General features: G+C 53.6%; 23 protein-coding genes. 17 read left to right on the top strand and 6 right to left on the bottom strand.

All coding sequences use genetic code 11. The features are described 5' to 3' along the window. Positions 1 to 90: 90 nt before the first annotated feature. Together INT19_RS16285 and INT19_RS16280 are read right to left on the bottom strand one after the other, a co-directional pair. Positions 91 to 717, bottom strand: a complete 627-nt coding sequence (locus INT19_RS16285) for an IMPACT family protein (RefSeq protein WP_193061506.1) — start codon at positions 715 to 717, stop codon at positions 91 to 93. Between the two features lie 27 nt (positions 718 to 744). Next, the gene (locus INT19_RS16280; RefSeq protein WP_193061505.1) at positions 745 to 1,143 is read right to left on the bottom strand and encodes a LexA family protein; all 399 of its coding nucleotides are present in this window, start codon (positions 1,141 to 1,143) and stop codon (positions 745 to 747) included. Between the two features lie 260 nt (positions 1,144 to 1,403). Here INT19_RS16280 and ccmA point away from each other — a divergent pair, with 260 nt between their 5' ends. The 13 genes from ccmA to INT19_RS16215 all read left to right on the top strand — a co-directional run bounded on the left by ccmA (position 1,404) and on the right by INT19_RS16215 (position 17,315). Then, on the top strand, positions 1,404 to 2,024 hold the full coding sequence (gene ccmA / locus INT19_RS16275) for a cytochrome c biogenesis heme-transporting ATPase CcmA (protein WP_089039059.1): 621 nt from the start codon (positions 1,404 to 1,406) through the stop codon (positions 2,022 to 2,024). Positions 2,025 to 2,072: 48 nt separating this feature from the next. Then, positions 2,073 to 2,771: a heme exporter protein CcmB gene (gene ccmB / locus INT19_RS16270; RefSeq protein ID WP_172422509.1), complete on the top strand. Its 699-nt coding sequence runs from the start codon at positions 2,073 to 2,075 to the stop codon at positions 2,769 to 2,771. 14 nt (positions 2,772 to 2,785) lie between these two features. Beyond that, positions 2,786 to 3,526, top strand: coding sequence for a heme ABC transporter permease (locus tag INT19_RS16265; RefSeq protein ID WP_038481706.1), 741 nt, complete (start codon positions 2,786 to 2,788; stop codon positions 3,524 to 3,526). After that, positions 3,526 to 3,759: a heme exporter protein CcmD gene (gene ccmD / locus INT19_RS16260; RefSeq protein ID WP_193061504.1), complete on the top strand. Its 234-nt coding sequence runs from the start codon at positions 3,526 to 3,528 to the stop codon at positions 3,757 to 3,759. The genes INT19_RS16265 and ccmD overlap by 1 nt, the downstream gene beginning before the upstream one ends. After that, positions 3,749 to 4,258 carry a cytochrome c maturation protein CcmE gene (gene ccmE, locus INT19_RS16255; protein WP_038481712.1) on the top strand — a complete coding sequence of 170 codons (510 nt, stop codon included), beginning with the start codon at positions 3,749 to 3,751 and terminating at the stop codon, positions 4,256 to 4,258. The genes ccmD and ccmE overlap by 11 nt, the downstream gene beginning before the upstream one ends. Before the next feature lie 52 nt (positions 4,259 to 4,310). Next, positions 4,311 to 6,329: a heme lyase CcmF/NrfE family subunit gene (locus INT19_RS16250; RefSeq protein ID WP_319022199.1), complete on the top strand. Its 2,019-nt coding sequence runs from the start codon at positions 4,311 to 4,313 to the stop codon at positions 6,327 to 6,329. Continuing rightward, the gene (locus INT19_RS16245) at positions 6,326 to 6,853 is read left to right on the top strand and encodes a DsbE family thiol:disulfide interchange protein (RefSeq protein WP_038481718.1); all 528 of its coding nucleotides are present in this window, start codon (positions 6,326 to 6,328) and stop codon (positions 6,851 to 6,853) included. Before INT19_RS16250 ends, INT19_RS16245 begins: the two co-directional genes overlap by 4 nt. Continuing rightward, positions 6,844 to 7,314 carry a cytochrome c-type biogenesis protein gene (locus INT19_RS16240; RefSeq protein WP_193061503.1) on the top strand — a complete coding sequence of 157 codons (471 nt, stop codon included), beginning with the start codon at positions 6,844 to 6,846 and terminating at the stop codon, positions 7,312 to 7,314. The genes INT19_RS16245 and INT19_RS16240 overlap by 10 nt, the downstream gene beginning before the upstream one ends. Continuing rightward, positions 7,311 to 8,558 carry a c-type cytochrome biogenesis protein CcmI gene (gene ccmI, locus INT19_RS16235; RefSeq protein WP_193061502.1) on the top strand — a complete coding sequence of 416 codons (1,248 nt, stop codon included), beginning with the start codon at positions 7,311 to 7,313 and terminating at the stop codon, positions 8,556 to 8,558. Before INT19_RS16240 ends, ccmI begins: the two co-directional genes overlap by 4 nt. Positions 8,559 to 8,591: 33 nt before the next feature. After that, entirely contained in the window at positions 8,592 to 12,083 is a 3,492-nt protein-coding gene (gene smc / locus INT19_RS16230) for a chromosome segregation protein SMC (protein ID WP_193061501.1), read from the top strand. A gap of 883 nt (positions 12,084 to 12,966) precedes the next feature. Beyond that, positions 12,967 to 14,895: a cell division protein ZipA C-terminal FtsZ-binding domain-containing protein gene (locus tag INT19_RS16225; protein ID WP_193061500.1), complete on the top strand. Its 1,929-nt coding sequence runs from the start codon at positions 12,967 to 12,969 to the stop codon at positions 14,893 to 14,895. A gap of 87 nt (positions 14,896 to 14,982) precedes the next feature. Beyond that, positions 14,983 to 17,046 (top strand): NAD-dependent DNA ligase LigA, encoded by a 2,064-nt coding sequence (gene ligA, locus INT19_RS16220; RefSeq protein ID WP_193061499.1) that lies wholly within the window; start codon positions 14,983 to 14,985, stop codon positions 17,044 to 17,046. After that, positions 17,043 to 17,315, top strand: coding sequence for a YheU family protein (locus INT19_RS16215; protein ID WP_193061498.1), 273 nt, complete (start codon positions 17,043 to 17,045; stop codon positions 17,313 to 17,315). The genes ligA and INT19_RS16215 overlap by 4 nt, the downstream gene beginning before the upstream one ends. Here the strand turns inward: INT19_RS16215 and mnmC are convergent. Together mnmC and INT19_RS16205 are read right to left on the bottom strand one after the other, a co-directional pair. Then, on the bottom strand, positions 17,309 to 19,327 hold the full coding sequence (mnmC, locus tag INT19_RS16210) for a bifunctional tRNA (5-methylaminomethyl-2-thiouridine)(34)-methyltransferase MnmD/FAD-dependent 5-carboxymethylaminomethyl-2-thiouridine(34) oxidoreductase MnmC (RefSeq protein ID WP_193061497.1): 2,019 nt from the start codon (positions 19,325 to 19,327) through the stop codon (positions 17,309 to 17,311). The two genes, INT19_RS16215 and mnmC, sit on opposite strands and share 7 nt — an antisense overlap. A gap of 171 nt (positions 19,328 to 19,498) precedes the next feature. Then, positions 19,499 to 19,798, bottom strand: a complete 300-nt coding sequence (locus INT19_RS16205; protein ID WP_038481742.1) for a YciI family protein — start codon at positions 19,796 to 19,798, stop codon at positions 19,499 to 19,501. A 164-nt stretch (positions 19,799 to 19,962) separates the two neighbouring features. On the opposite strand from INT19_RS16205, the gene INT19_RS16200 reads away from it, so the two are divergent. The 4 genes from INT19_RS16200 (at position 19,963) to INT19_RS16185 (ending at position 24,434) form a co-directional block, all read left to right on the top strand. Beyond that, positions 19,963 to 20,907 (top strand): PHP domain-containing protein, encoded by a 945-nt coding sequence (locus tag INT19_RS16200; RefSeq protein ID WP_193061496.1) that lies wholly within the window; start codon positions 19,963 to 19,965, stop codon positions 20,905 to 20,907. Positions 20,908 to 20,970: 63 nt separating this feature from the next. Then, a complete protein-coding gene (locus INT19_RS16195; RefSeq protein ID WP_193061495.1) occupies positions 20,971 to 21,594 on the top strand; it encodes an L-threonylcarbamoyladenylate synthase in 624 nt (207 codons plus the stop codon). A gap of 271 nt (positions 21,595 to 21,865) precedes the next feature. After that, positions 21,866 to 22,642: a 5'-nucleotidase, lipoprotein e(P4) family gene (locus tag INT19_RS16190; RefSeq protein ID WP_089039044.1), complete on the top strand. Its 777-nt coding sequence runs from the start codon at positions 21,866 to 21,868 to the stop codon at positions 22,640 to 22,642. Positions 22,643 to 23,009: 367 nt separating this feature from the next. Then, positions 23,010 to 24,434 (top strand): esterase-like activity of phytase family protein, encoded by a 1,425-nt coding sequence (locus tag INT19_RS16185; protein ID WP_193061494.1) that lies wholly within the window; start codon positions 23,010 to 23,012, stop codon positions 24,432 to 24,434. A 73-nt stretch (positions 24,435 to 24,507) separates the two neighbouring features. On the opposite strand, the gene INT19_RS16180 is transcribed toward INT19_RS16185, so the two are convergent. Beyond that, the gene (locus tag INT19_RS16180) at positions 24,508 to 25,431 is read right to left on the bottom strand and encodes an ion transporter (RefSeq protein WP_193061493.1); all 924 of its coding nucleotides are present in this window, start codon (positions 25,429 to 25,431) and stop codon (positions 24,508 to 24,510) included. A gap of 29 nt (positions 25,432 to 25,460) precedes the next feature. After that, positions 25,461 to 26,369: a CYTH domain-containing protein gene (locus INT19_RS16175; protein WP_193061492.1), complete on the bottom strand. Its 909-nt coding sequence runs from the start codon at positions 26,367 to 26,369 to the stop codon at positions 25,461 to 25,463. Between the last annotated feature and the right edge of the window lie 112 nt (positions 26,370 to 26,481).

Genomic DNA, 26,481 nt, shown 5'->3' with positions numbered 1-26,481 from the left:
TTATCGTTACGTAATGGTTAGCGACTAAAACGCGACTTACCGAGCAATTGCTCGCGTAAGTCGCGTTTTTTTGTCAGCGATATAATAATCTTATTGTGGCGGCACTTTTTGAATATCGAGGGCTGTCTTTAGACGATTTTCAAGCGTAGTGAAATTTAAGGCCTCATCTCTTGGCCAGCCAATCGTGAGGCATACGCCGTTGCCATCGTACTCTGCCTGTTGGACGGGAATTTTCTGCTCGTCACACCAAGCGCGCGCGACGGCTTCATGGGCAAAGTTGACACGCAGCTGGTAGTTATCCCGTTCGACGACTTCGCGGGTAGGTAATGTTTCAATCCCGGCGTTAACCGACTGTGCGTAAGCTCGGGCGAGTCCACCCGTGCCCAACTTGGTGCCGCCAAAGTAACGAATCACCACACAGCCTATTTCACCCATCTGGCTGCCGAGCAAAGCTTGATACATGGGCCTGCCGGCTGTGCCGCCGGGTTCGCCGTCATCAGAGAACCCTATGTGCGTTTGTTCACCAGGAGGGCCAGCAATAAAGGCCGTGCAGTGATGACTTGCGTTGGGGTGAGCGGTTTTTGCTGCCTGTAGCATTGCATGATAGTCAGCTGTGTTGGGTGCATGGCATATCCACGTGAGGAAGCGACTTTTTTCAACCTCAATTTCAGCGGTATGCCATGTGGCGGATGCTAGGTCTGGAACTCGGTAACGCAATCGATGCTCCCTAAAGCGGGTGGCGAATTAGTGGTGCCGAGTGTTGTTAGCGCCATGCTCGACGCCCATCACCATTCCCAGCACTTGAATATCACAATTATGCAGGAAGACGGCAGGCATGGCTGCATCTTCGGGCCATAAGTGAACGCCAAGCCGACTAATGGAAAGTTGCTTTAGGGCAACTTCTCGCTGGTTTATCGTCGCGATAGCGGTTTCTTGATGGCTACCTTGTTGATAGCGGCGAATAATGATGACATCGCCATCGAATAGATTGCATTCACGCATTCTGTTGCCGCGCACGCGAAGCGCATACGTGTTGCGCCGTGTTACACGAGGCGCCGAATAAGCAGGGCGTCCTGTATTCGACGTCGTTTGAGATAGCGCATGTTGAGTTATGTTCAAGGGTGTTGGCATTGTCATCGTCATGCAGTTTTCTCCAATGCAGCGCCCGCTCCCTAGGCGTGTAATTGAGCAGATTGCTGTGTTTATAATCGGTAGTGTTTTTTCATACAGTATTTGTAGTATAGACCTGTTTTTGCATACAGTGCTAGTGCTCTGCATTGTCTATTGTTCTTAAGCGAAGATTGGTTGAAGTGTGATGCGACCCCTGACCGCAGAGAGCGACTGGCGAGAAAGGGGCTTTCCGTGTAGAGTTCGACGCAAAATCTACGTGCCTGGAGATATCCTTGAGCCTCTGCCTACAAGCCCGACAGCTAGCCTGTGAACGCGATGATCGTTGGCTGTTTGAGGGGCTAGATCTTGATATTCAACGTGGTGAAATAGTGCGCATTGAAGGCCCTAACGGGAGCGGAAAAACGACACTGTTGAAAATTCTCTCAGGCCAGTTGAGCGACTACCATGGCGACATTTATTGGAATGGCGACTCAATGCGCGAGGTGCGTGAACATTTTCTCGCCAATCTACTCTATTTAGGGCATGCCCCTGGCATAAAAGCGGGGCTTTCTCCGCTGGAAAACTTAGCGTGGTACCAAGCGCTTAGCGGCGAAAAAGGCGACGATTACCAGCGTGAAGAAGCGCTGGCACAGGTTGGGCTTAGTGGCTTTGAAGATGTACCCGCAGGACAGCTTTCCGCTGGGCAGCAGCGGCGAATTGCCCTTGCGAGACTGACGCTTACTAAGCGGGCTTTGTGGGTCCTGGATGAACCTTTTACAGCCATTGATCGCCATGGAGTGGCAGCACTAGAAGCGCAGCTTGTTGCGCATGCCAACGCGGGAGGCTGTGTCTTAGTGACGACACATCATGAGTTAACCGCATCATCCGTGCTTAGGCGCGTTCAACTGGGGTAGAAGGAGACAGCGTTGCCAAGCTCACACGCCACGACAGGCATCCCAGAAATGTCGATGCATGCGCCTTCCGGTGGGCTCATGGTTGCCATTAGTGCCACCTTTAAGCGAGATCTAACGCTGTTGCTACGTCGTCGTGGTGAAGTGCTTAACCCATTGGTGTTCTTTGCCTTGGTGATTACGCTCTTTCCGATCGGCATTTCACCTGATCCCCAGTTACTGGCAGAAATAGCGCCTGGGTTGCTGTGGGTGGCGGCATTGCTGGCGGCATTGCTTTCTCTGGATAGTCTGTTCCGGAGCGACTACGACGACGGCAGTTTGGAGCAGCTACTGTTAGCCCCTCAGCCGCTGGCGGCGCTTAGCCTTGCCAAAGTTGCTGTTCACTGGCTGCTGACAGGACTGCCTTTGGCACTTATGGCGCCGATTTTAGGTATCATGTTGGCACTTCCTGCCGGTAGTTACATGGTTTTAGCGCTATCGCTGGCATTGGGAACCGCAAGCCTCAGCTTGATTGGTGCCATTGGCGCCGCGCTGACCGTCGGATTAGCTCGCGGCGGTGTATTGCTGTCACTGCTGGTGCTGCCGCTCTATATTCCAGTGCTTATTTTTGGCGCTGGCGCCGTGCAGGCCGCTATTTTAGGCGATGGTATCGCGGCGCATCTGGCTATTTTGGGCGCACTTTTAGCGATTTCGTTAATGCTAGCACCTTGGGCTATTGCCGCCTCGCTACGCATCAGCATCAACGGTTAAAGGACGAAAACACCATGTGGGCCTTTATAAATAAACTGAGATCACCCAAGTGGTTCTACGCGATTAGCGCCAAGCTTCAGCCCTGGTTCTGGGCAGCGGCGGTGCTCCTGTTGCTGCTGGGAAGCGTTTGGGGGCTGGTATTTGCTCCCGCGGATTATCAGCAGGGCAATAGCTTTCGGATTATCTATGTCCACGTTCCTGCCGCTTTCCTAGCTCAATCCATTTTTGTCTCAATGGCAATTTCAGGCTTGGTATTTATGGTCTGGAAAATCAAAGTAGCCGATATGGCGGCCACAGTGATGGCGCCATTAGGTGCGGCGATGACCTTTGTGGCACTTTTTTCAGGCGCAGTATGGGGAGTGCCTACCTGGGGAACCTGGTGGATGTGGGACGCGCGTTTGACGTCCATGCTGATTTTGCTGTTTTTGTATTTAGGTGTCATTGCACTGCGCGGTGCTTTCAGTAGTCGCGATAGCGGATCTCGTGCAGCCTCAGTGCTGGCGATGGTGGGCGTGATTAACATTCCGATCATCAAATATTCGGTGGACTGGTGGTACACCCTGCACCAGCCTGCCTCGTTTACGATTACCGGACGTTCGGCAATGCCCATGGAAATGTGGGCACCGCTGCTCATTATGGTACTCGGTTTCTACTGCTTTTTTATAGCGTTAACCCTGATGCGTACGCGCAGTGAAATACTGCGCCGTGAAACCAATAAGCGCTGGGTGCAAGAGCTAGTAGAGGAGGTGAGATAATGGCTTTTTCCTCACTTAATGAATTTTTTGCCATGGGTGGCCACGGGCTTTATGTGTGGGCTGCTTGGGGCATTACTGCGTTGTTGATGCTGGTGATAGTTTGGCATGCGCGCCTCGAACGCAGCCAACTGCTGAAAAGCGTGAAGCGCCGTGTGCGCCGCCAAAACGCCCACTCCCAGGCCGCGCAAGCACCAGTTAACTCTGCTCAAAGGGACGTTCGTCATGACGCCTAAACGTAAACAGAAGCTGTTCGTTATTTTAGGGTTGGTTTCATTAACCGCGATAGCGGTGGGGCTGACACTTTATGCGCTGCGCTCCAACATCAATTTATTTTTTAGCCCGGTACAGATTGCTCAGGGCGATGCGCCCATGGAACGCCAGATTCGCGCGGGCGGAATGGTTAAAGAGGGATCGGTGTCGCGTGATCCTGAAAGCCTTGATGTTGAGTTTACCGTGACGGATTACGTCGATGATTTGGAGGTCTACTACAGCGGGATCCTGCCGGATCTTTTCCGTGAAGGGCAGGGGGTGGTCGTGGTAGGAGAACTTCAGACAGATGGGCGCTTATATGCCGATAAAGTCCTAGCCCGCCACGATGAAAATTATATGCCGCCCGAAGTGGCGCAAGCATTAGAAGAAGCAGGTTACTCCCCGGCAGATTATCAGGCAAAAGCGGCTGAGGTGGGTAAGCGTTTGGAGCAGGAAGGCACCCCCCAAGCAAGCGATTATTAATGTCTTATCGTGTCAAGCAGGCGGTTATGCCCACTGCTAATTCGGAGCGCGCATGTTCATCAAAATGATTCCTGAAATAGGCCACTTTGCTCTGGTCATTGCCCTGTTGATGGCCGTGATACAAGCTGTGATGCCGCTGGCAGGCGCGGCCACTCGGCGCCCGCTGTGGATGGCTTATGGCAAGCCCATGGCAACAGGGCAGTTCCTGTTTATTGCCATTGCCTATTTATGCCTAACAGCCAGTTATATGCTGGATGACTTCAGCGTGGCGAACGTTGCCAATAATTCCAACTCGCTACTGCCCTGGTACTACAAGTTTAGTGCCGTGTGGGGAAATCATGAAGGCTCGGTCTTATTGTGGAGCTTAATGCTGGCTGGTTGGGGGTATGCCGCTTCAGTATTTTCCGGCGATTTGCCGCGCGATATGGTGGCGCGAGTGCAAGGCGTCATGGGAATGGTCTGCGTTGGCTTCCTGCTGTTTATCTTGATGACCTCCAATCCATTTGAGCGGCTACTGCCGAATATGCCTCAAGACGGGGCTGATCTTAATCCGCTGCTACAGGACTTCGGGTTGGTTGTGCATCCCCCGATGCTGTATATGGGGTATGTCGGTTTCTCGGTAGTATTTGCATTTGCCATTGCTGCGTTGCTAGGTGGGCGTTTAGACGCTGCCTGGACCCGCTGGGCACGTCCCTGGACTAATGTGGCCTGGGCATTTCTAACCGTAGGCATCGCGCTAGGTAGTTGGTGGGCTTATTACGAGCTGGGCTGGGGCGGCTGGTGGTTCTGGGATCCAGTCGAAAACGCCTCATTGTTGCCCTGGCTAACGGGAACGGCGCTGGTGCACTCGTTGGCGGTCACTGAAAAGCGCGGTTCGTTTAAAAGTTGGACAGTACTGCTGGCTATTTCAACTTTCTCGCTGTCATTAATGGGTACGTTCCTGGTGCGTTCTGGCGTGCTGACCTCAGTGCACGCGTTTGCTAACGATCCTTCCCGCGGCTTCTTTATCTTAATGCTGTTGGCGATTACCGTAACGCTGTCGCTGCTGGTATTTGCGCTGCGCGCGCCCCGTGTGAGCCATAAAGTCGGCTTTAATTGGTTATCCCGTGACTCGTTGTTGTTGGTCAATAATATTCTACTGGTCATTATGACGGTCACCGTACTGTTAGGGACGGTCTACCCGCTAATTTTGGACTCCCTTGGGTTAGGTAAAATCAGCGTAGGGCCTCCGTACTTTAATGCACTTTTTGTACCGCTAACGGTGGTGATGTGCATGTTTATGGGACTGGGCCCGATCGCCCGCTGGAAAAGCATGAGTGCCAGTGAACTGTGGCGTAAGCTTTGGCTGTCAGGCGCCGCTGCACTGGTCCTGGGCGGTGCTATGCCGTTGCTATATGGCGGCGAGTGGAATCTTTGGGTCTCCTTGGGCATTGTTTCGGCGCTCTGGATCGTACTGCCTATCGTGCGTGACGTGTTCAATAAAGTCCGCCATGCCAGCTCCTTTTTGGCGGGGCTGCGCAAGCTGTCGTTAGCATATTGGGGCATGGTGCTTGGTCATGTGGGCATTGCGGTCACCATTGTTGGCGTGGCCGTTGTTTCCAATTACAACATCGAACGCAACGTGCGGATGTCGCCGGGCACGACTGTTGAAGTGGCAGGTTATCAATTCACCATGACGGAACTGGCAAATCGCCGGGGCCCGAACTTCCTGGCAGACACGTCTATCATTCAAGTGCAGCGTGGCGACTCTGGACGCAGCTTTGTGATGCGTCCAGAAAAGCGCCTCTATCTCGCTACCAGAATGCCAATGACCCAGGTGGCGCTTCGCCCCGGGCTTTTCCGCGACCTCTATGTCGCCATGGGGGAAGACCTTGGCGATGGTAGCTACGCTATGCGTGTTCAATACAAACCGTTTGTACGCTGGTTATGGCTCGGTGCGTTGTTGATGGCTTTCGGTGGCATTCTGGCGATAGTTGATAAGCGGTACCGTCGTGTCGTATCGCGCAAAGCGCCTGCTAGCCCGGCTTCTGCAACGTCTGAGTCTGCAACGTCGAAGGAAGCTATGGTATGACACGTCGTCTATTGCTTTTACTACTACCGATTGGCTTTCTGGGGATTGCCTTATTCCTTTATCAAGGGCTAGGGCGCGACCCTTCGCACCGCGACTCGGCGCTAATGGCCAGGCAGTTTCCTACCTTTGAAGCCACGACACTGCGCGATGAAAATCGCCAAGTTGATCAAACCCTGTTAACTGGCGATGTCACCTTGGTGAATGTATGGGGCGAATGGTGCCCTGCTTGTAAGCAGGAAATGCCGCAGTTGCTGGAGTTGGCTGATCAGGGCATTCGCATGGTCGGCATTAACTATCGTGATACTCGCGAAAAAGGGCTGGAGTTCTTGAGCGAGTTTGGGGATCCCTTCGAAGTTAATGTGTTTGACCCCGATGGTAGCCTTGGCTTTGATCTGGGGGTTTACGGTGCGCCGGAAACTTTCTTGGTTGATGCTGACGGTGTCATTCGCTACCACCACAAAGGTTACGTGTCGCCGGAAGACGTTCGTGAACGCATTCTGCCGGAGGTGGAAAAATGGCGCTAATACGCTTAATGCTTACCGTCACGCTGCTGACACTGACTAGCGGCGCGTTGGCCGGCGGGATTGAGATACGTGAGTTCGACGATCCTGTTACGGAGCAGCGTTACCATGATCTCACCGCTTCGATGCGCTGCCCTCTGTGTGAGAACCAGGCAATCGATGATTCTGATGCGCCAATTTCCGCGGACATGCGTGAACGTGTCTATCAATTGCTCCAGGATGGTCAATCGGATATCGAGATTGTTAACCACATGGTGCAGCGGTTTGGAGAGTACATTCTCTATAACCCGCGTTTAGAAAACCGCACTTACCTGCTGTGGGGGTTGCCGATAGGTTTGGTGCTGCTCGGCGTCGTGGTTGTCGTGATGATGGTTCGCGCTCGTCGTAATGCCTCAGCGAAAGCGCTTAGCGCCGAAGAACGTGCCCGCCTGGATGCCCTGATTAACCGCGAGAGGTCTTCATGACACCGCTGTGGATTGCGATTGCTTTACTATTACTCCCCGCGCTTTGGTTATTGATAGCGCCGATGCGCGATGCCCGCGCGCTACGCGACAAGCTAGATCACTTCGAAGCTAACGATACCGCTGATGAGCAAAACGTGGCGATTTTTAAGCGTCGTTTGGCCTCCTTGGAAGCTGCTCACGAACGTGGCGATATGGATGAGGAGCGGTTTAAAGAAGACCGCCTGGAGCTAGAGCGTAGCCTGTTGGAAGACACCGCCAGCCGTACTAAACGCCCCTTAAAAACGGCGACGGCAGGCAGGCTTGCTATCCCCTTGGTGATGGTGGCCGTGGTGGGAGCGAGTACGTTTTGGTATCAGCAAAACGGCGCGGAAGGCGATTTAACGCTTTACGCTATTCAGCAAGAAGTGCAAAACGACCCCGATGGCTCACTGGTCATGTATTTAGAGCGCATGGAAGCAGAAGCCGAGCGTCAGCCGAATAATCCCAATGTGTGGAGTTCACTGTTTCCGCTTTACCGTGAAACCGGTCAGGCCGATAAAGCAGCCGATGCGTTAGAGCGGTTGATTGCTATTGAAGGGCGGATTCCTCCGCTGTTAGCGCAACTTGCTCAACTGCGCTTTTTTATGGCGGAACGTGAACTGACTCCCGAGGTACAGTCGCTAGTGGATGAGACGCTAGCGCAAGACCCACGCCAGCCCACAGTGCTCGGCTTGCTTGGCATTCATGCGTTTGATAATGGTAACTATGAAACAGCGGTAGACCACTGGCGTCGTGCTGTCGCAAACATAGAAGATCCCGAAACGGCATCCTCCTTGCGCGAAGGTATTCGCGTTGCTCAAGAGCGTTTAGGGGTAGAGCCAGAAGCAGCGGCGGTTGAGGCCGCCCAAAGCCAGGGCGTGCGTGTGACTGTTTCATTAGACGAAGCACTGATGAATAACGTCAGTGACGATGCTAGCGTGTTTATTACTGCTCGAGACATGCAAGGCGAGCTGCCGCCGCTGGCTGTTATTCGTGCCCAGGTGTCAGAGCTTCCCATAACTGTTGTGCTGGATGACGACGCGGCCATGTCACCCCAAGCGCAAATCTCCCAGGTGCGTGAAGCACGCTTAGTCGTTCGCGTTTCGCAATCTGGTCAGGCGACCCCTCAGCCTGGTGATCTGTTTGGCGATCTGGAGAGCGTAAGCGTTGGACCTATTAGTGAGGATGATGCGGCAAATGTTGTTATTGACCGCGTTTTTGAATAACGTCCACGCAAACAACTGCAGCTAAGGGTCGCAATGCGCTTAACCTCTATTCGTCTTGTTGGGTTCAAGTCTTTTGTCGATCCAGTAACGGTGCCCTTCGATGGCAATATGACCGCCATCGTTGGGCCAAACGGTTGTGGCAAATCTAATATCATCGATGCGGTGCGCTGGGTAATGGGGGAATCCTCAGCTAAAACCCTGCGCGGTGAATCGATGGCTGATGTTATCTTCAACGGCTCCACCGGTCGTAAGCCGATCAGCCAAGCCTCTATCGAGCTCAAATTCGATAACCGCGATGGTGGCATGGGGGGCGTTTACGCGCAGTACTCAGAAATTGCGGTAAAGCGCTTAGTCACCCGCGACGGCCAATCCAATTACTTCTTTAATGGTCAAAAGTGTCGTCGGCGAGATATCGCTGATCTGTTTATGGGCACTGGTTTAGGCCCGCGTTCTTACGCCATTATCGGCCAGGGGATGATTTCACGGCTAATCGAAGCACGCCCCGATGACCTGCGTGCCACGCTGGAAGAGGCTGCGGGCATTTCAAAATATAAAGAGCGTCGCCGGGAAACCGAAAACCGTATGCGCCGCACCCAGGAGAACTTGGAACGCCTGGATGATATCCGTGAAGAGTTGGACAAACAGCTCGAACGCCTTAAACGTCAGGCAGAAGCAGCCAAGCGCTACCAAGAGTTAAAGCAGCAGGAGTACCGGCTAAAAGGCGAGCTGGCGTTAGTACGCGGACGCGCATTGCGTGCTGAGCAATCTCACCAAGAAAGCCGAGTGCGCGAGCTGGAAATTGCGGTTGAGAAAGACGTATTTGGCGTACGTCAGTGTGAAACGCGCCTGGAACAAGCGCGCGAACAGCACGATGAACTTGCCGATGTACTAGAACGCCACCAGCAGCAGTTTTTTGAAACCACCACCCGGATTGCCCGCTTGGAGCAGGATCAGGCGCATCGCCGCAGTCGTGAAGCTCAATTGGCGAGCGATATAGCAACGGCGCGCCGCGACCTTGATGAACAGCGCCGAGTCAGCGAAGGCGATCAAGAGCGACTTGGCGCGATAGAGGCTCGTTTAGAGGACTTGCTACCAGAGCATGAAGCCCTTGAAGAGCAGCTAGAAACACTTGAGCAAACCTTATCGGATGCGACTCCTGCTCTTGAAACTGCCGAACAGCAGTGGGCCGATGCAGAAAATCACTGGCGCGATGCCAGTCGGGAAGCGGACCGTAGCCAAGACCAATTACGCGATTTAGAGCAGCGTATTGCGCGTATGCAGGCGGAGAACCAGCGCCGCCGTCAGCAGCGTGGCGAACTTGCCGATGTCGCTGAACTGCGCAATGAACACGCTGAATGCCAAGCCCAGCGGGAAGAGGCTGAACAGCGCGCTGAAGCCTTTCAAACCGAACGTGACCATTGGCAACAGCGCTATAGCGATGCCAAAGCCGCTTATCAGCAGGCCACCCAGGCGCGTGATCAGCAGCGTGCTGAACTAAGTCAACATCAAGGCGAACTCGCGTCATTGAAGGCGTTAATTGATGCCGCCTTGGCTGATCACGACCCAGATCTGAGCGATGCATTAGCGGCTCACGGCTTAGCCGATGCGCCACGTCTTGGTGAAGCGATTAGTGTTACATCTGGCTGGGAGCGAGTGATTTCCTGGCTGCTGGCGCCGTGGTTAAATGCCCGTTTAGTGTCTGCGAACCAGCTAAACGCGCTGCCTAATGCCCTAGCCACTGATTGGTGCTTAATCGACCAGGCTGAGCGGCCAGCGACATCCGCGCAGCGCTTGGATTCGCTGGTGTCGGGGGCAGGTGCGTTAGGCGAATGGTTAGCAAGTATTCACTTCGCAGAAACGAACGAAGATGCTGAGACACTACTAGGTAATTTGACGCCTGGAGAGAGTGTTGTCAGCCGCGAAGGCGTATGGCGTGGACGCGGCTGGCTGCACCAACAGGCCAATGGTGAAGGTGTTGATGCACTGCTGGTGACACGCCGTCGGTTTGACGAATTAGACGCCCGCCTTACCCAGGATGAAGACGCGTTAGCGTTGCTGGATGAGCAGTGCGAAGCCGCTAGCGAAGCCATTGAAGTGCTAGAGCAAACCCGTGAGCAGCAGGCCGAGCAAGAACGTGCCCACGCTGCTTCGCTCCAACAGCTTGCGGTGAAAGAGCAGCGGCTAGCTCAGCGCCTGGAACATTTAGAGAGCCGCGCCACTGAGTTGGATGATGAACTCGCCCAACTACAAGAGGATGAGGCGGAGTTAACGCTCACTTTAGAAGAGCAGCGTGCTCGATGGCATGCTGCGATGGAACAGTTAGAAGCTGCTGCCGAAGCCCGTGAAACCAGCGCTGAACAGCGCAGTCGCCAACGTGAGCAGCGTGACCAGTTAAATCAACAACATGCTCCCATGAAGGCGCGTCAGCAGGCGTTGGCGCTAGAGCGAGAGCGATTGAACGCTGAGCGGGATAGCCTGCGAGCCCAGCAAAGTCGTAGTAGCGATAGTGAAGAGCGCCTTTCGCTGCGTATTGCTGAGTTAGAAGAGTCACGAGAAATGCTGGTAGAGCCAGACGAATTGGCTGCCGAAGAATTAGAGGAGTTGCTACACCAGCGCGAGCAGCAGGAGCGGCGTCTGAATGATACCCGCCAGCAAGCTCAGGCATTGGCAGAGCAGCTGCGCAACGACGAGCTGGCTCGCCAGCAGCACGAGCGCAACTTGGAACAAAGTCGTGAACAGTTACAGCAGCGGCGTATGGATGTACAAGCGCTGGCGCTGAAAGCGGCTACCCAAGATGAGCAATTAGCAGAGCTAGGCCATGATCCCGATGCTCTAGCAGAGCACTTGCCTAGCGACGCCAGCGAAACTGCTTGGCAGGAGCGGTTGGAAAACACCACAGATAAGATTCGCCGTTTAGGCGCCATTAACCTTGCGGCGATCGAAGAGTACGATCAGCAAGCCGAACGGCGTAACTACTTGGAGGCTCAGCATGCTGAGCTTACCGAAGCATTAGAAACGTTAGAGCGTGCGATTAAACGTATCGATCAGGAAACTCGCGTTCGCTTCCGAGAAACATTTGACCAGGTTAATACGGGTCTACAAACGCTATTTCCACGGGTTTTCGGTGGGGGAGCTGCTTGGCTAACCCTTACCGGGGATGATTTGCTGGAAACCGGTGTGGCAATTATGGCGCGGCCGCCAGGTAAGAAAAACAGTACTATTCACCTACTCTCAGGGGGAGAAAAGGCGTTAACTGCACTGTCGTTGGTTTTCGCAATTTTCCAGTTGAACCCCGCGCCTTTCTGTATGTTGGACGAAGTCGATGCCCCGCTGGATGATGCCAACGTAGGGCGCTACGCCAAACTTGTTAAAGAAATGTCGGAAAGTGTTCAGTTTATCTATATCACCCATAATAAAATTGCTATGGAGGCGGCCGAACGATTGATGGGTGTCACCATGCAGGAGCCTGGTGTGTCCAGGCTTGTTTCGGTAGGGATTGATGAGGCTGCAGCGCTGGTTGATTAAGTGCTTTCTCGGCAAGTTTGAGGCCCCAATGGTGGCGAACAAAACGAATTTTCACCCCTTAAATGCTTCGGGAAATATGCAAAAATGGTGGATGAGGAAGCCTGTGACGGGTTGTGAGTTGAATGGATAATGAGTCGTGCTGCTTTTGCTTAGCTATCCCAGAGTATGCTCATTAGTGGCTATTAATAGCGTTTCTTTCTTTATCTTTTGATTATAAAATTCATTGTTGATCAGTGATTTATATTTTTTCTCAGTTTCTGATTAACTGCTTTGATCATGACGCTGGGGGGCTGCTTCTGCTAAAGCGTATCGTGCCGCTAAGCATGTTCGTCGATCTAAAATGGACAAATCTGGAATGTGAACTTTCATTATCTTTGTACAGCGTTAGTTAAGGGTTTAAAACATATATGCTATGATTTCATTAGCTATTAAATGCTGTTTGTTACGACGGATTTTTTGGTGAGGCAGGTTTGTAAGATAGGTTTGTAACAGAATAGCTTTTGATCGAACAGCAGTTGGCTGGGCAATTTGGCAGAAGAGCAGTGGCGTTTCGTTACGTAAGTTTGAATGTGGGCTTGTCATATTGCGGTGTGAAAAGGCGAGCAAGGGAGCGAAATTCTCCCTGTAGAAAGCAGACGATGATGTGACGATGTGTCCTGTCGGGATAAATTAGCGCTAAAATGGCACTTTTCTTAGTTGATATAGTCAAAGATTTGGCCTAAAACACACCTTATAGGGGTGTTAAAGCGTGAAAATCTGCAAAAAGTGGCCCTTTTCGTAGCAACCGCGCTATGCTTGATGATAATTAGCTAATTTCGGATATGTTACGTCATTAAGGCATTGCGCCTTTGCAACCGGTATATTGACCCATGGAATGCTCGACATGGAATTAAGAGAGTGGTTAATCATTCTAGGACTGGCACTGGTTTCGCTCATCGTCGTTGACGGTGTGCGAAGGCTTCAGCGCCAACGCCGTGTGCCCCGTCTGGATCAAGCAGTCAAAGACTTGCCAGCCGCTAAATTCGAAGAATTTAATGATGAAGTCAAAGAAGCGGAAATAAACTGGGAGCTGCCTAACGGTGGTGCTCGGGTCGTTAAGCCTGCTGACTACAGTAACCTTGGTCAAAAACCTAAGCTGGAACGCCAAGAGCACCCAGGGCCTTCCAAAGTACTGTCTGATTTTCGCCGTTCTTTTTCCAACTCTGCCAGTTCGGCCAAGTCAAAAGCCAATGCGCATTTTTCGTGGTCTCGGAAAAATGAGCCTCGAAAACATGCACCGCCTTCTGCTGTCGGTCATCCCACGTCGACGAGTCATACATCCGTTCAGCCAGACACTGCTTCAGCCGAGCACACGTTAGGCATGTCTGCAATTCCTGAACCCGAGCGCCGGGAGCCTAGCATATTTATGGCTGATGAGAATCCCAGCAATACTGTTAGCAATAAAACTCAGCACACAGATGCTACTCGCCAAACGACGAGTAGCAAGCTTGCCTCTACAGCTGAAGCCTATCGCCCTGATAGCCACGATTCACAGCCAGTATCTGAACCAACCGAGCATTACGAGCCAGGCGTTAGCGGCCAGCAAGGCCAGCAAGTGGGTGTTGATAAAGAGCAGCCAACGGCTCAATACGAAGAAGCTGAAAATCTTGAAGCTAACAGCCGCCTAGAGGCGGTATCAGCTGGAACTGATGAGCAAATTGCATCAACCGTAAATGCTTCAATCGAGAACGCCTCGGAAGAGCCCAGTGCTGCAGCTGAGCCGACTGCAGAAGCAGAACCGACGCTAAGAGTTGAACCTGAAGACGCAGTACAACATGCTGCTGACACGCCCAAGCGGCGTCAACTACGTGCAGATACTGCCGGTGAAGACAGAGAGCTAGACGACGATGAGGTTGATGAATACCGCTTGGTCGACTTCGAAGGCATTGGACGTTCCTTTAAACGTCGTTTGATTGAGCGTCGTAAAGAGAAAGAGCGTAAGAAAGCAGAGAAGGCGAAACGTGCGGAAGCACTAGCCAAGCAAAAAGCAGAACGTAAAGCACTTGAAGCCGAGCGTAAAGCGCTTGAGGCGCAGCAGCGCCGTGAAGCAAAAGAGGCAGCCGACGCTGAAAAAGCGCGTATTGCTCAAGAGCAAGCCGAAGCGCGTGAGGCCGCTGCGATGACCGCTGCCGCGGAGCGCGAGGCTGCGCAATATAATGAGCCGACGATTTCTGCGCACGACGAGAGTTATCACGATGTTGATGACTACGACGATTATGTGCCTGAAACGGGCCATCGGGATAATGTTGTTCGTACACACCCGACGTTAGAAAAAGCGTTACGCCACGATGTTAATAGCGAGCGGGCCAGAGATGCACTCACCGACGCTTCTGAAATGGTCGTGATCAGTGTGCTTTCGCGGGAGCCTGAAGGTTTTGATGGCGGTAAATTGCTTGAGCTAATCATGGCCTGCGGTCTTCGCTACAGCCGTGAGATGGGTGTCTTTCACCGTTTTGAAACAGAAAGCTTCGATAGCGAACTGCAATTTTCAATGGTGAATGTACTTAAGCCTGGTACGTTCCCCATTGAAGAAATGGATGAGTTTGTGACCCCTGGTATTACGTTCCTGATGCCGCTGCCCGGCGCTGAAGATAGCTCAGCAGCGTTTGAAGCGATGGTCGAAACGGCGATGGTTGTCGTACGCCATATGGGCGGTGAGCTTAAAGATGAAAACCGTAGCGTAATGACGGCGCAAACCATTGAGTTTGCAAGGCAGCGCGTTCATGAGTTTGAACGTCGCCATCGCTTGCAGCGCCAACTGCAAGCGCGTTAAGCATCGCGTTGCGTTTACACCCGCCTTCCTAAGGAAGGCGGGTGTTTTTGTTACTAAACACCTGTTTTTGTATGCCGGAACAACTGAATGAGTCAGCCTGAGAAAAAACTGCTGGAAGAGATTAGCCAACTGCGTGCCGATTTGGACGACGCTAATTACCGCTATTACATCTTAGATGAACCTAAGCTGACCGACGCAGATTACGACCGCAAGCTGCAGCGGTTGAAGCAATTGGAGTCTGAGTATCCCGATTTAATCTCACCGGATTCCCCTACCCAGCGCGTAGGGGCCACGCCAGCGGAAGGGTTTCCTGAAGTCGCTCATGCGATTCCCATGCTTTCTTTGGATAACGCATTTAGCCGTGATGATATTACTGCGTTTGCCGAGCGTGTCGCTGAACGTTTGGAGTGTCAGGCTAATAGCGTTGAGTTTAGCTGTGAGCCAAAGCTCGACGGTGCTGCGGTATCGTTAGTGTACGAGCAGGGCGTACTGGTCAGTGGCGCAACCCGTGGCGATGGCCGTACCGGAGAAGGCATTACATCGAATTTGCGCACCTTGCGGTCTGTTCCGTTAAAGCTAATGGGCGACAACATTCCAGCGTTATTAGAAGTACGCGGCGAAGTTATTATGCGCCATGCGGGCTTTGAAGCACTCAATGATCGAGCGAGGGAAGAAGGCAGCAAGGTATTTGCTAACCCGCGTAATGCGGCGGCTGGCAGTCTGCGACAGCTCGATCCGCGGGTTACCGCAACGCGCCCATTAGAGTTTCATGCTTATCAAGTTGCCCGGCTCGATATGACGAATCTTGGCGATGGTGAGCTTAGCAGTAGCCCAATGACAACTCATAGCCAGCAAATGGCAAGGCTTAAGGCATGGGGCTTTCGCTCCAGCACGGAGCTTCGGACTGTCAATGGCCCTGAGCTGGTGGCTGATTACTGCGAGCAATTGGGTGAAAAGCGAGACCAATTGGGTTACGACATCGATGGCGTCGTGATTAAAGTAAACGATCTGCGCCACCAGCGGGAGCTTGGCTTTGTGGCGCGGGCGCCACGCTGGGCGGTAGCATTTAAATTTCCTGCCCAGGAAGAAGTCACGACCCTTAACGATGTGGAGTTTCAGGTAGGCCGTACTGGCGCGATTACCCCGGTTGCTAGGCTAGAGCCCGTCACCGTTGCTGGTGTGACGGTATCAAACGCTACGCTGCATAACGCAGATGAGATCACCCGCTTAGGTGTCATGATTGGTGATACGGTGGCCATTCGTCGGGCAGGCGACGTGATTCCCCAAGTGGTACGCGTCGATATCGACAAGCGTCCTGCCCAGGCGCGCGTGATTACCTTTCCCGAGCACTGCCCGGTGTGTGGTTCGGATATTGAACGGCTGGAAGGCGAGGCGGTCGCTCGTTGCTCGGGTGGGCTTTATTGTGCCGCGCAGCGTAAAGAGGCGCTGAAGCATTTCGCCAGCCGTAAAGCGCTAGATGTCGATGGGCTGGGTGAGAAGCTGATTGAACAGTTGGTGGACCTGGACTGGGTGAAAACGCCAGCAGACTTATTTCATCTCACCGCTGAGCAGCTTCAGACGCTGCCACGCATGGGGGAAAAGTCCTCGACCAACTTGGTAAATGCCCTGGATAAGGCCAAGCACACCACGCTGGCACGTTTTATTTACGCCTTGGGTATTCGCGAAGTAGGCGAAGCCACAGCGGCAAATTTAGCCAGCTACTTCGGTACACTTCAGACCTTGCAAGACGCTGATCAAGCGGCGCTGGAAGCGGTGAATGATGTTGGTCCGATTGTCGCCGCCCATGTTTACACTTTTTTCCGTCAACCGCATAATCTGGCAACGCTGAAAGCACTGCTTGATGCGGGCATCACCTGGCAAGAGAGTGAAGTGACGCAAGGCCCGACACCCTTAGAGGGGCAGACCTGGGTGCTCACCGGCACGATGGACAGCATGACCCGCGATGAAGGTAAGGCGCGGCTGCAAGCGTTAGGCGCTAAGGTGGCCGGCAGTGTTTCCAAGAAAACTACCTGCTTGGTAGCGGGCGAGGCCGCAGGCAGCAAATTAATCAAAGCAGAGCAACTGGGCGTTGAAGTGATCGATGAAGCCACCTTTATCGAGCGTCTAGCTGCCTGGGAGCAGAGTGAATGAGCCGTTTTATTGAAGTGCCAGCACGCATGCTGCCGCCGGAAACGCTGGATGCTTTGCTTGAAGCATTTGTGACACGCCAAGGATACGATACAGCTGATACCGGCGCAGGTATGAGCGGCTGGGTAGCCGAGCTTAAACAGCAGCTTGAGCGTCACGAGTTGATTATTGCTCACGATCTTGAGTTAGAAATGACCGAGGTGATGACGCTCGCCCAATGGCGCTCCTTTGGGCGAGATCTTGCCGATGATGAGGAAGAGGGCGATTACTGAGCGCGTACTAGCGCACTGATAATCCGTCGCCCAGGGTGTAAATGATCCACTAACGTTAGCTCTAGCGGCATCGGCTCATCACACATTCGCGAGGCAATGATTTCGGCGCAGAGTGGAGCGCTGGAAAGGCCCCGAGAGCCGTGTGCGCTAGATATCCACAGCCCTGAATGGTGCTCTCCTAGGGTATCTGGCGCGTTAGAAGCATCTTTTTGCAGCACCGCGTAATCCTGCTGCCATGCGTCGGCATTGGGCGCTGGCCCCGCGTAGGGGCTTTTGTCAGGGCTGGCTGCCCTTACCGCAGCACGACCTGCGAGCGTGTCGGGGCTTAGCGTTAAGCCCGCCGTTTCAAGGGTGGCGACCCATTCCGGCAGTGTTTGGCGTAGTTCATCAATGTTGCGCTGATGGTCTGCTGTCGTAACGTCGCTCGTGGAATTATTAGGCACAAAGCTGGCCCCAAACGTCAGCACACCTTCTACTGGCGGCGACACATAGCCACCCGCGCATACCACACGTTGCGGGCCTTGAACGCCCTCGGGCAGCTTCACTTCGCTCACTTGTCCGCGAACCTGCTGTAGCGGCAGCGCTGCGGTTTGTTCAAAGTGGTTAGCCAGCGACGCATTGGCTACCACAACGTGATCAGTGGTCAGCGTTTCGCCGCTGGCCAACACGACCTGCCAAGCTTTACCGTCGGGCTGAAGGGTTGTCACTTCCCCCTGGTGCAAGGTGATATTCACGTGCTGTAGCAGCTGTTCGCAGAGCAGTTTGGGGCGCACCCAGCCTGCCTGGGGATAAAACAGTCCGTGCCCCGCTGTGATCGGAACACCCGCCAGCTCGCCAAGCGTCTCGGTTTGAGCGGATACCACCGCTTCTGGCAGCGGGTGGCGTGCCATAAAGCGCTGCTGGCGAACAGTCTCTTTGTCGCTTAACGCCAGTTGTACCACGCCACATGGTTGCCACAGCGGCGTTTCCTGTGACGAGGAGGACGCCCGCTGGCGTTGGCTAAGCCAGCGCTGGCTGTAGAGAAGTCCTGATAAATAGAACCGGCTTTGGTTATTCGTTTCCGCGGCTAGCTTTACATACAGCGCTCCCTGGCGATTGCCGGAGCCACCAGCGCCGGGTGCATCGCGTTCAATGAGCGTTACCTGAACTCCCCGCTTGGCTAACGCTGCGGCCACGCTGCAACCGGCCATGCCTGCTCCAATGACGGCCACATGGTTCGCTGGCCTTGCCGCAGGCGGCGTGAACCAGGGTGTTAACTGGCGGCGAGTGTCTTTGGGCGGTGTGTCGATATCGCCTGCTAACATTTCCCGCTTGCGCCCAAACCCAGGGACCTTTTGCCAGCTAAACCCTGCTGCTTTTAACCCTCGTTTAACGACACCAGCACAGGTAAACGTGGCAAATGTTGCCCCAGGGCGAGAGCGTGCAGCCATGGCCTCGAATAGCTCAGGCTGCCACATTTCTGGGTTTTTAGCAGGAGCAAAGCCATCTAGGAACCAGGCGTCGACTTGACCGTCGAGTAGCTTCAGTCGTTCGGTGGTGTCGCCAAAGTGCAGATCGAGAGTCACTCGCTCGTTGAGATGCAGACGGTGAATGCCGCTGACGGCTTCAGGCCATTGGGCGCATAGCACTTGTGCATAATTTGCTAACGAAGGCCAGGCGCTTAGTGCGCGCTCAAGAGACACTCGGTCAAGCGGAAATTTCTCGGTGGATAACAGATGAAGACGTGCAGTGCTCGGTGCGTGTTGTTCAAAACAGTCCCACGCGCACAGCATATTAAGCCCGGTGCCAAAGCCTGTTTCGCCAATCACAAAAGCGCGGCTGTGTTGCCAGTCCGCAAAGCGCTTAGGAAGGTGATTCGCCCCCAGGAAAACGTGCTCGGTTTCAGCCCGGCCATCTTCCCTGGAAAAATACACATCGTCGAAGGCCTCTGAATGGGGGGATGCCTCGTTCCAAGTGAGTAAAGGAGCCGTTAACGCCGCGAGCGGGGGCAGGGCAGTAGAGCGTTGAGTCACGCGGGTATCCCCGTACTGATGAAGTTTGTGTTAAAGATAGGTTGAAAATTGATCAACTTGTTGATAAGGGCATCAGCTCTAGCTTTGGGGAAAGCGTCCGCCGAGTTTTCACAGAGTTTTCCACAGGCTCTGTGAAAAAGAAGGCGGACTCTTCACACTCGACTCTATCGGTCAAGGCATTACTTTTTTAAATGGCTTAACAATTACCTTGGCATAGACCCCCGCAATGATGTAAGGGTCGGCGTCAGCCCAGGCTTGCGCGTCCTCAAGGCTGTCAAATTCGGCAACGACTAAGCTGCCGCTAAAGCCTGCATCGCCTGGATTATCGGTATCAATAGCGGGGTGGGGGCCAGCCAGAACCAAACGGCCTTCATCACGTAGCTTTTCCAGGCGACCAAGGTGATCCGGGCGTGCCGCTAGACGGCGCTCCAAGCTGTTGGATACATCTTCACTGATAATAGCGTAAAGCATGGGGATAACTCCTTGAATGCTAGGACGGTTGTTCCGTACTGAATTGACCGCGCCCCTGTAAGCGCGCACCATGGTGAGCGACTGTATACCGTTAAGGGAAAACAGGGTGCCTGTTTTATTCACACCACCCTATTCTGACAAACTCGCCACACGGCGTCATGCTTATGCCCCTACTTCCTGCGAACTATCTTCCTGTAAACCTGCCCCGCGTGTTTGATGCCGACCAGCGTTATACGGTGGATTTACACATGCACTCCACCGCGTCAGATGGTGCGCTTACTCCTACCGAGTTGGTAAAGCTGTGCGCTGCACGTGGTCTTACCCACATGTCGCTGACAGACCACGACACCATGGAAGGTATTGAAGAAGCTGACATCGCGGCGCAGCAAGCAGGGCTTTGCCTGGTGCCTGGCTGTGAGTTATCCACGCGCTGGCAGGGAATTAATATCCACGTAGTGGCGCTTATGCCCGGCGGCTTGCAGGGGCCTCTGGTAGAAGGGCTTGCACTGCAGCGCGAAGCACGGATTAAACGTGCTGAAGTGATTGCCGAGCGGCTGGAAAAAATGGGCTTACCTGACGCGCTCGAAAAGGCACGTGCCCAGGCAGGCAGCGACCGCCCCTTAGGCAGGCCCGACTTTGCCCGCGCGCTGGTCGCTGAAGGAGTGGTTGATGACTGGGCTGGCGCGTTTAAGCGCTATTTAGGCAGTGGTAAAAAAGGCGATGTAAAAGCTCATTGGCCGGAAATCAGTGACGCAGTCGCCTGGGTGGTTGCCTCAGGCGGCGTTGCGGTGCTGGCGCACCCGCTGCGCTATGGGCTTACCCGGCGCAAGCGAGGTTTGCTGATGGATACCTTTCAAGCCGCAGGTGGGCAGAGCGTTGAGCTGGTCAGTGGTCAGCAGAATCCAGACAGCACTCGCGATCTCGCTCGGCAATTAGTGGAGCGCGATTTATACGCCTCCATGGGCAGCGATTTTCATTTTCCTGGCAGCCACGCCGCCCCCGGTAGTATGAGCTTAATACCGCGCACTGCTGCGCCGCCGATTTGGCAGCATCCGCGCTTAGTTCATTTGCGCGATGCGCCCAGTGGTATGTTAGGTCCTGGGTCTTAAACCGCATATCGGCTAACCTAGAAACTAAATGGACAACGATATGCCCAAGGGCAGGAGCAAGCGATGAGTCAATATTTTCAGATTCACCCCGAAAACCCGCAGAAACGCTTGATTGATCAAGCGATAGATATTATCCGCAAAGGTGGTGTGGTCGCGTATCCGACGGATTCGGGCTATGCACTGGGTTGCCACTTGGGTGAAAAAAAAGCCATTGAAAAGATCAAATGGCTGCGCTCGTTAGACGATAAACACAATTTCACGCTGATGTGTTCGGATCTTTCCGAGATTGGCACTTACGCGAAAGTGGATAACGCAGTATTTCGGCTGCTGAAGGCTCATACCCCTGGCCCATACACCTTTATTTTGGATGCCACCACAGAGGTTCCGCGCCTGTTGCTGCACCCGAAGCGCCGCTCCATTGGCGTGCGCGTGCCTGATCACCACATTACCCACGCGCTGCTTGATGCGTTGGGTGAGCCGTTGATGAGCGTCACCTTGATTCCGGTAGGAGATACCCTGCCAATGAGCGATCCTGAGGAGATTCGCGACCGCTTCGGCTCACACCTTGATGCCATTATCGACGGCGGTGCCTGCCACCTTGACCCCACCAGTGTGATTGACCTGCGCGAGCTGCCGCCCAAAATTGTGCGGGAAGGCCGCGGCGATATTACGCCGTTTACGAGTTAACACCATTCTCTAGTTGGTATTGGCAACCTCCTGGTGGTAAGTCACGAGGGGGTTGCTGTCGTCCCGCCTGTCTCCTCATCACCCAAAATCCACAAAAATCGTTGAACATGATATGCGTATCAACTTATTCATTTAGCACGCTATCTTTTTTATTTGAATGACCAATAAAAATAAATTATGATGATTATGTCTATTATTGATAATTAATAATGATGGATGGTGTGGGATTCCCCTCTTAACCTGATAACCATCACTGACAGGAGATTGCTTAATGACGATATCTCGATACCGCAACGCTGCCACTGCAACCGCATTTGCAAGCTTGGCGCTACTTCCTTTATCAGGGAACGCAGTAGCCGACGACGCTAGCGCTTGTGATCAAGTTGAGTACGCCATGGGGCTTCGTTACCAACAGCAATCCGCAGAAATAACTGCTTTACAGCGCCAAGGCTTTGAGCTGGCGACCTATCGCTTGGAAAAACAAATTGAGGCGCATGGTGAGGGTGCCGATTTGGCCATCATTACCGATGTGGATGAGACGCTCATCGATAATAGCGCTTTGCTAGTGCGCGATATGCAGGCCTGCCACGACTTCACTACTTGGGATACTTGGTTGCATTGGGAGCGCGAGGGCGAGCCACGTTTGATCCCAGGCGCGAAAGACTTTCTCGAATTTGCCGATGAGCAAGGTGTGTCGATCTACTATGTGTCGGATCGCTACCAAGAAAATAAAGCGGATACGCTGGCCACTATGGAAGCATTAGAGCTTCCCCAGGTATCTGACGAGCGCGTCATGCTACTTGGCCCACCCAAGACTGAGCGTCGCGCTATCGTCGAAGACAGTCATACGTTGGTGATGCAGTTGGGCGATACGCTGCATGACTTCTCGGGTGATTTTGTCGACGCAAGTCTTGAAGAGCAGCGCGACCTAGTTAACGACCACGCTGAGCGCTTTGGTCAAGACTGGATTGTTTTCCCCAATGCCAGTTACGGAAGCTGGAGCGACGCGGAGCTTAACGCGTGGGAAGCTCCGTTTGAAAGCGAATAAAATGTAACCACTTCCATCGTGCCGTTACTATAGAGGAGACGCCCTGGTTAATAGCCAGGGCGTTTTCCTTATTAACCCCGTAAGTTGTCCCCGTGCCGCTAGTCACTAACATGTCATTCACCTGTCATTGGTTGTCACTAAATTATCGTGGTGGCCGTGAACAATAGCGATATGCCATAACAAATCGAACCTTGTCGGTGTGAGCGCGTTTCAGTTAGACAGCTGTGACGGCGCTACCCCCATTAGATATTCCTGCCACTAGACTTTTCGTAACTTGCCTTGCCCTGGGTCACGCTGGAAATTGTGCCTGTGGAGGCGGCTGAGACGCCAACGGGCGTCAACTTGTATTCGATAAGGAAACTAACCAATGAACCGTCATAAGCTCTTTATGGCATCCTTACTGACGTCCTCCCTACTGGTGGGCTGTGCTGATAACGCTAACGCTGATGATGCCAATGTCTCCGTGTTCGACAGCTTCCCCGCCGCTGGTGTGTTTCTTCCCCACAGCGTATTACGGGATGATCTAATAGATGGCAAATCTCAGCAGGCTTTTGAGATCCGTAATGGCGGTTTTGGGTCGGCAATGACCGCTCATCCCACGGATTCAACGCGCTTCTATGCATTGACTGACCGCGGCCCCAATGCCAATTTTGTTGGTGACTATGGCAAGGGGAAAATATTTCCGACACCGGACTATACGCCCCGTATCGGCCTGTTTGAGCTTCAAACGAACGGTGTGATCGAACAGGTTACTACCATTCTACTCAAGCGCCCCGACGGAACCGAGATCAGTGGTCTGCCTAACAGCTTGGCACTCGGTGGAACAGGTGAAACCCCTTACCATGCCAATGGCCAGCCGATCTTAGTAGACGATAGCCAGCCCTATAATGAAGTTACTAATCCGATCCGCTTGGATGATTATGGTCTGGATGGCGAAGGGCTGGTGGCGCTATCGGACGGCACCTTCTGGGTTAGTGATGAGTACGGTCCGCACATGGTCCACTTCGATGCCGAAGGTCGTGAAATCGGTCGAATCAACCCCTTTGCCGACGATGACCGGGTCGAGATGAACCTGCCAGCAGAGTTTGCCAATCGGCGTGCCAACCGAGGTATGGAAGGGCTGGCTATCACGCCGGATGAGAAAACGCTGGTAGGTATTATGCAGTCCACACTGTACAACCCGGGCAGTACGGTGAAAGACCTGGATATCACCCGCATCGTCACGGTGAACCTGGACTCGGGCGAGACTGGACAGTACCTCTACCGCCAAGAGCAAAATCAGAATTCCAACTCAGAGCTTGTTGCCCTGAGCGCCACTGAGTTTTTGGTGCTTGAACGAGATGGCCGCTTTCTGAGCGGTGGCCCCGACGGTGATGAGGCTGCGGCGCCCGATGCTCAGAAGCAGGTTTATCGCATTGACCTTGCCTCGGGCACCAATCTTGAAGCGGTCTCAGCCAACGGCGACCTGAAACAGGATGCCGAGCTGGGTCTAACCTTGGCAGGCAAAACCTTGGAAGAAGTGGTTCTAGAGCAGGGGTGGGGCGCTCTGGCCAGCGCTGGAATTGAGCCAGTGAGCAAGTCTCTGGTGGTGGATATGGTGGCGGAAGTCAACTATCCCCACGATAAAATGGAAGGTCTATGGGTGATTGATGACCAACGCCTGGGGGTACTGAACGACGATGATTTCGCCACCTGGTCCACCGATGGTCAACTCGAGCAGAAGATGCTGGACGCCAACACTGTGGATGGCGGCCGCTTGTTTATTATCGAGGCCGACCTGAGCACCGATTGATCAACGTAGCGGCCTAGCAATCACATAATCTTCCTAAATGAATTACTGCGCGCCCTGGGTTTGGCTATTTTGGTTAGCTGTCCTGGGGCGTGTTTGTGTCTTCGTCTCCCCCGTGGCTATCTTTTTCTTTTTGATCTGCTGCTTTCTTACGCGGGTCTTCGCTGTCTTCATCCAGCCAGGTGCCACAGCGCAGGCAGTAACGAGCGCGCTTTTCATGGCGGTCATGGCCACAGCCGGGGCAGGCTTCTTCTGAATAACGGTCTTCGCGAATAGAGCGGATTACCTGGGCGGAAAATACCCCGGTAGGCACGGCAATAATCGAATAGCCCAACAGCATCAGAATCATCGTGATCGCTTTGCCTATCGACGTGGCGGGGACAATATCGCCGTAGCCCACCGTGGTCATACTCACGATCGCCCAATACATCGACATAGGAATGCTGGTAAAACCGGCTTCTGGTGACTCGATGGTGTACATCAGCGCAGCAAACAGTATGACGACCATCATGATGCTGCTAAAAAACAGCAGGATTTGACGAAGGCTGCGTTTAAGCGCATCGAGCAGTAAACGCCCCTCGCCGATAAACTCCATCAATCTCAAAATCCGGAAAATGCGTAGCACCCGCAGCACCCGAACAATGACGAGTCCGTGGGCACCAGGCATCAGCAGGACTAACCAGGCTGGGATAATCGCGATCACATCGACAATACCGTAGAAGCTTTTGAGGTAAATCGTTGGTCGCTCTAAACAGTAAATCCGCACCGCCAGTTCAATGCTGAAAAGTAGCGTAAATAGCCACTCTGCATAGTAAAAAATGTGCCCGTAGCGTTCGGAATAACTATCTACGCTGTCCAGCAAGATGACCGCCACGCTGATTAGAATGGCGATAATCAGCGCAATATCAAACCCTTTGGCTCCCGGCGTATCGGACTCGAAAATAATATGAAAAAGCCGTGTGCGCAGTCCTTCTGCACCGGGAGTTAATTGAAAACTCATCGCGACATCCTGAAGTGGGCTGAATGTTTCTAGCGTAGCGTGGTTTGATAGGCGAAGCGATGCGCCAGGGTTAACGCAGCAGCGCCATAAGCGGGCGTTGGGTGGCCATTATCAGTCAGTGCTGTGGTCAGCGTCTGAGCGTTACGGCGGGTACCTTCATCCAACTGCGGATGGGTCGCCAGTGTGGCTAATGCCTGCTGTGCGATAGTTAAGTGTTCCGCAAGACCACTGTCGTGGTAGGCGTCCAGCGCCACTGTGGCTCTGTGTAGCCACTCAGCCGGTGCGTCAGCGTCAGGTAGTGCCCACTGCTGCACGCCTAGCGCATTGCCGCGAGCGGCTTTGCTGGTATCAGAAGGGCGCAGCGGTACGCTTTCCGCGAGCGTTAATGCTAGCGCCCAAAGCGCCTCTGGTTCACCCGCTTTGAGTTCCAGCTCGACCTCGCAAATAGCCGCTTGAGCACCACCGCTGACAATCTCTCCTTCGTCCAACACTAGCTCGATATGGCTGCCCTGCCAGTCGATTTGCCAGCTGCGCCGGGTAAAGTCGGTGCGCAGCGCAGGTTGTAGCGCGGAAATGACGGTGCCTAGTGAACCTTTGAACGGCGGAAGGGCAGCCAAGCCATGCTGGTCAAGCTGTGGGCTAGGAACTTGCCACTCCCACTCTTGTCGGGTAGAAAGGCCGCCACCACCATGGCCGGCGGTTTTCACCGTTTGCAGCACGCGATCATCAACTTGGCGTAAGCGCACGGCAATCCGTGCATTCGCCATATCTCCCGCAGGGGTATCGAAATAGGTGTTCGACAGATGTTGACGTTGGGGTGTTTCGGCTAGTGCTGCGTGGCACAGCAGCGTGTTTAGTTGAGCTGGCGCAAGGGCGAGTTTAAGCTCTATTTCGGTAGGCGCTGAAACAGAATCAGCAGTAGATGTTGAATTTTTCATGACATTAGCCACCTTTGTATTGTGACGTTTCAATTAATTTTTCATGACATTGTGAACTTTTCATGACGGCGGCGAGCGCACTCTTTATACTGGCGCCGCCATTTCCAGGCTC

Source organism: Halomonas sp. 3A7M (genome assembly GCF_014897875.1).
Taxonomy (GTDB): Bacteria; Pseudomonadota; Gammaproteobacteria; order Pseudomonadales; family Halomonadaceae; genus Vreelandella.
This window is presented reverse-complemented; position numbering and strand designations above follow the sequence as displayed.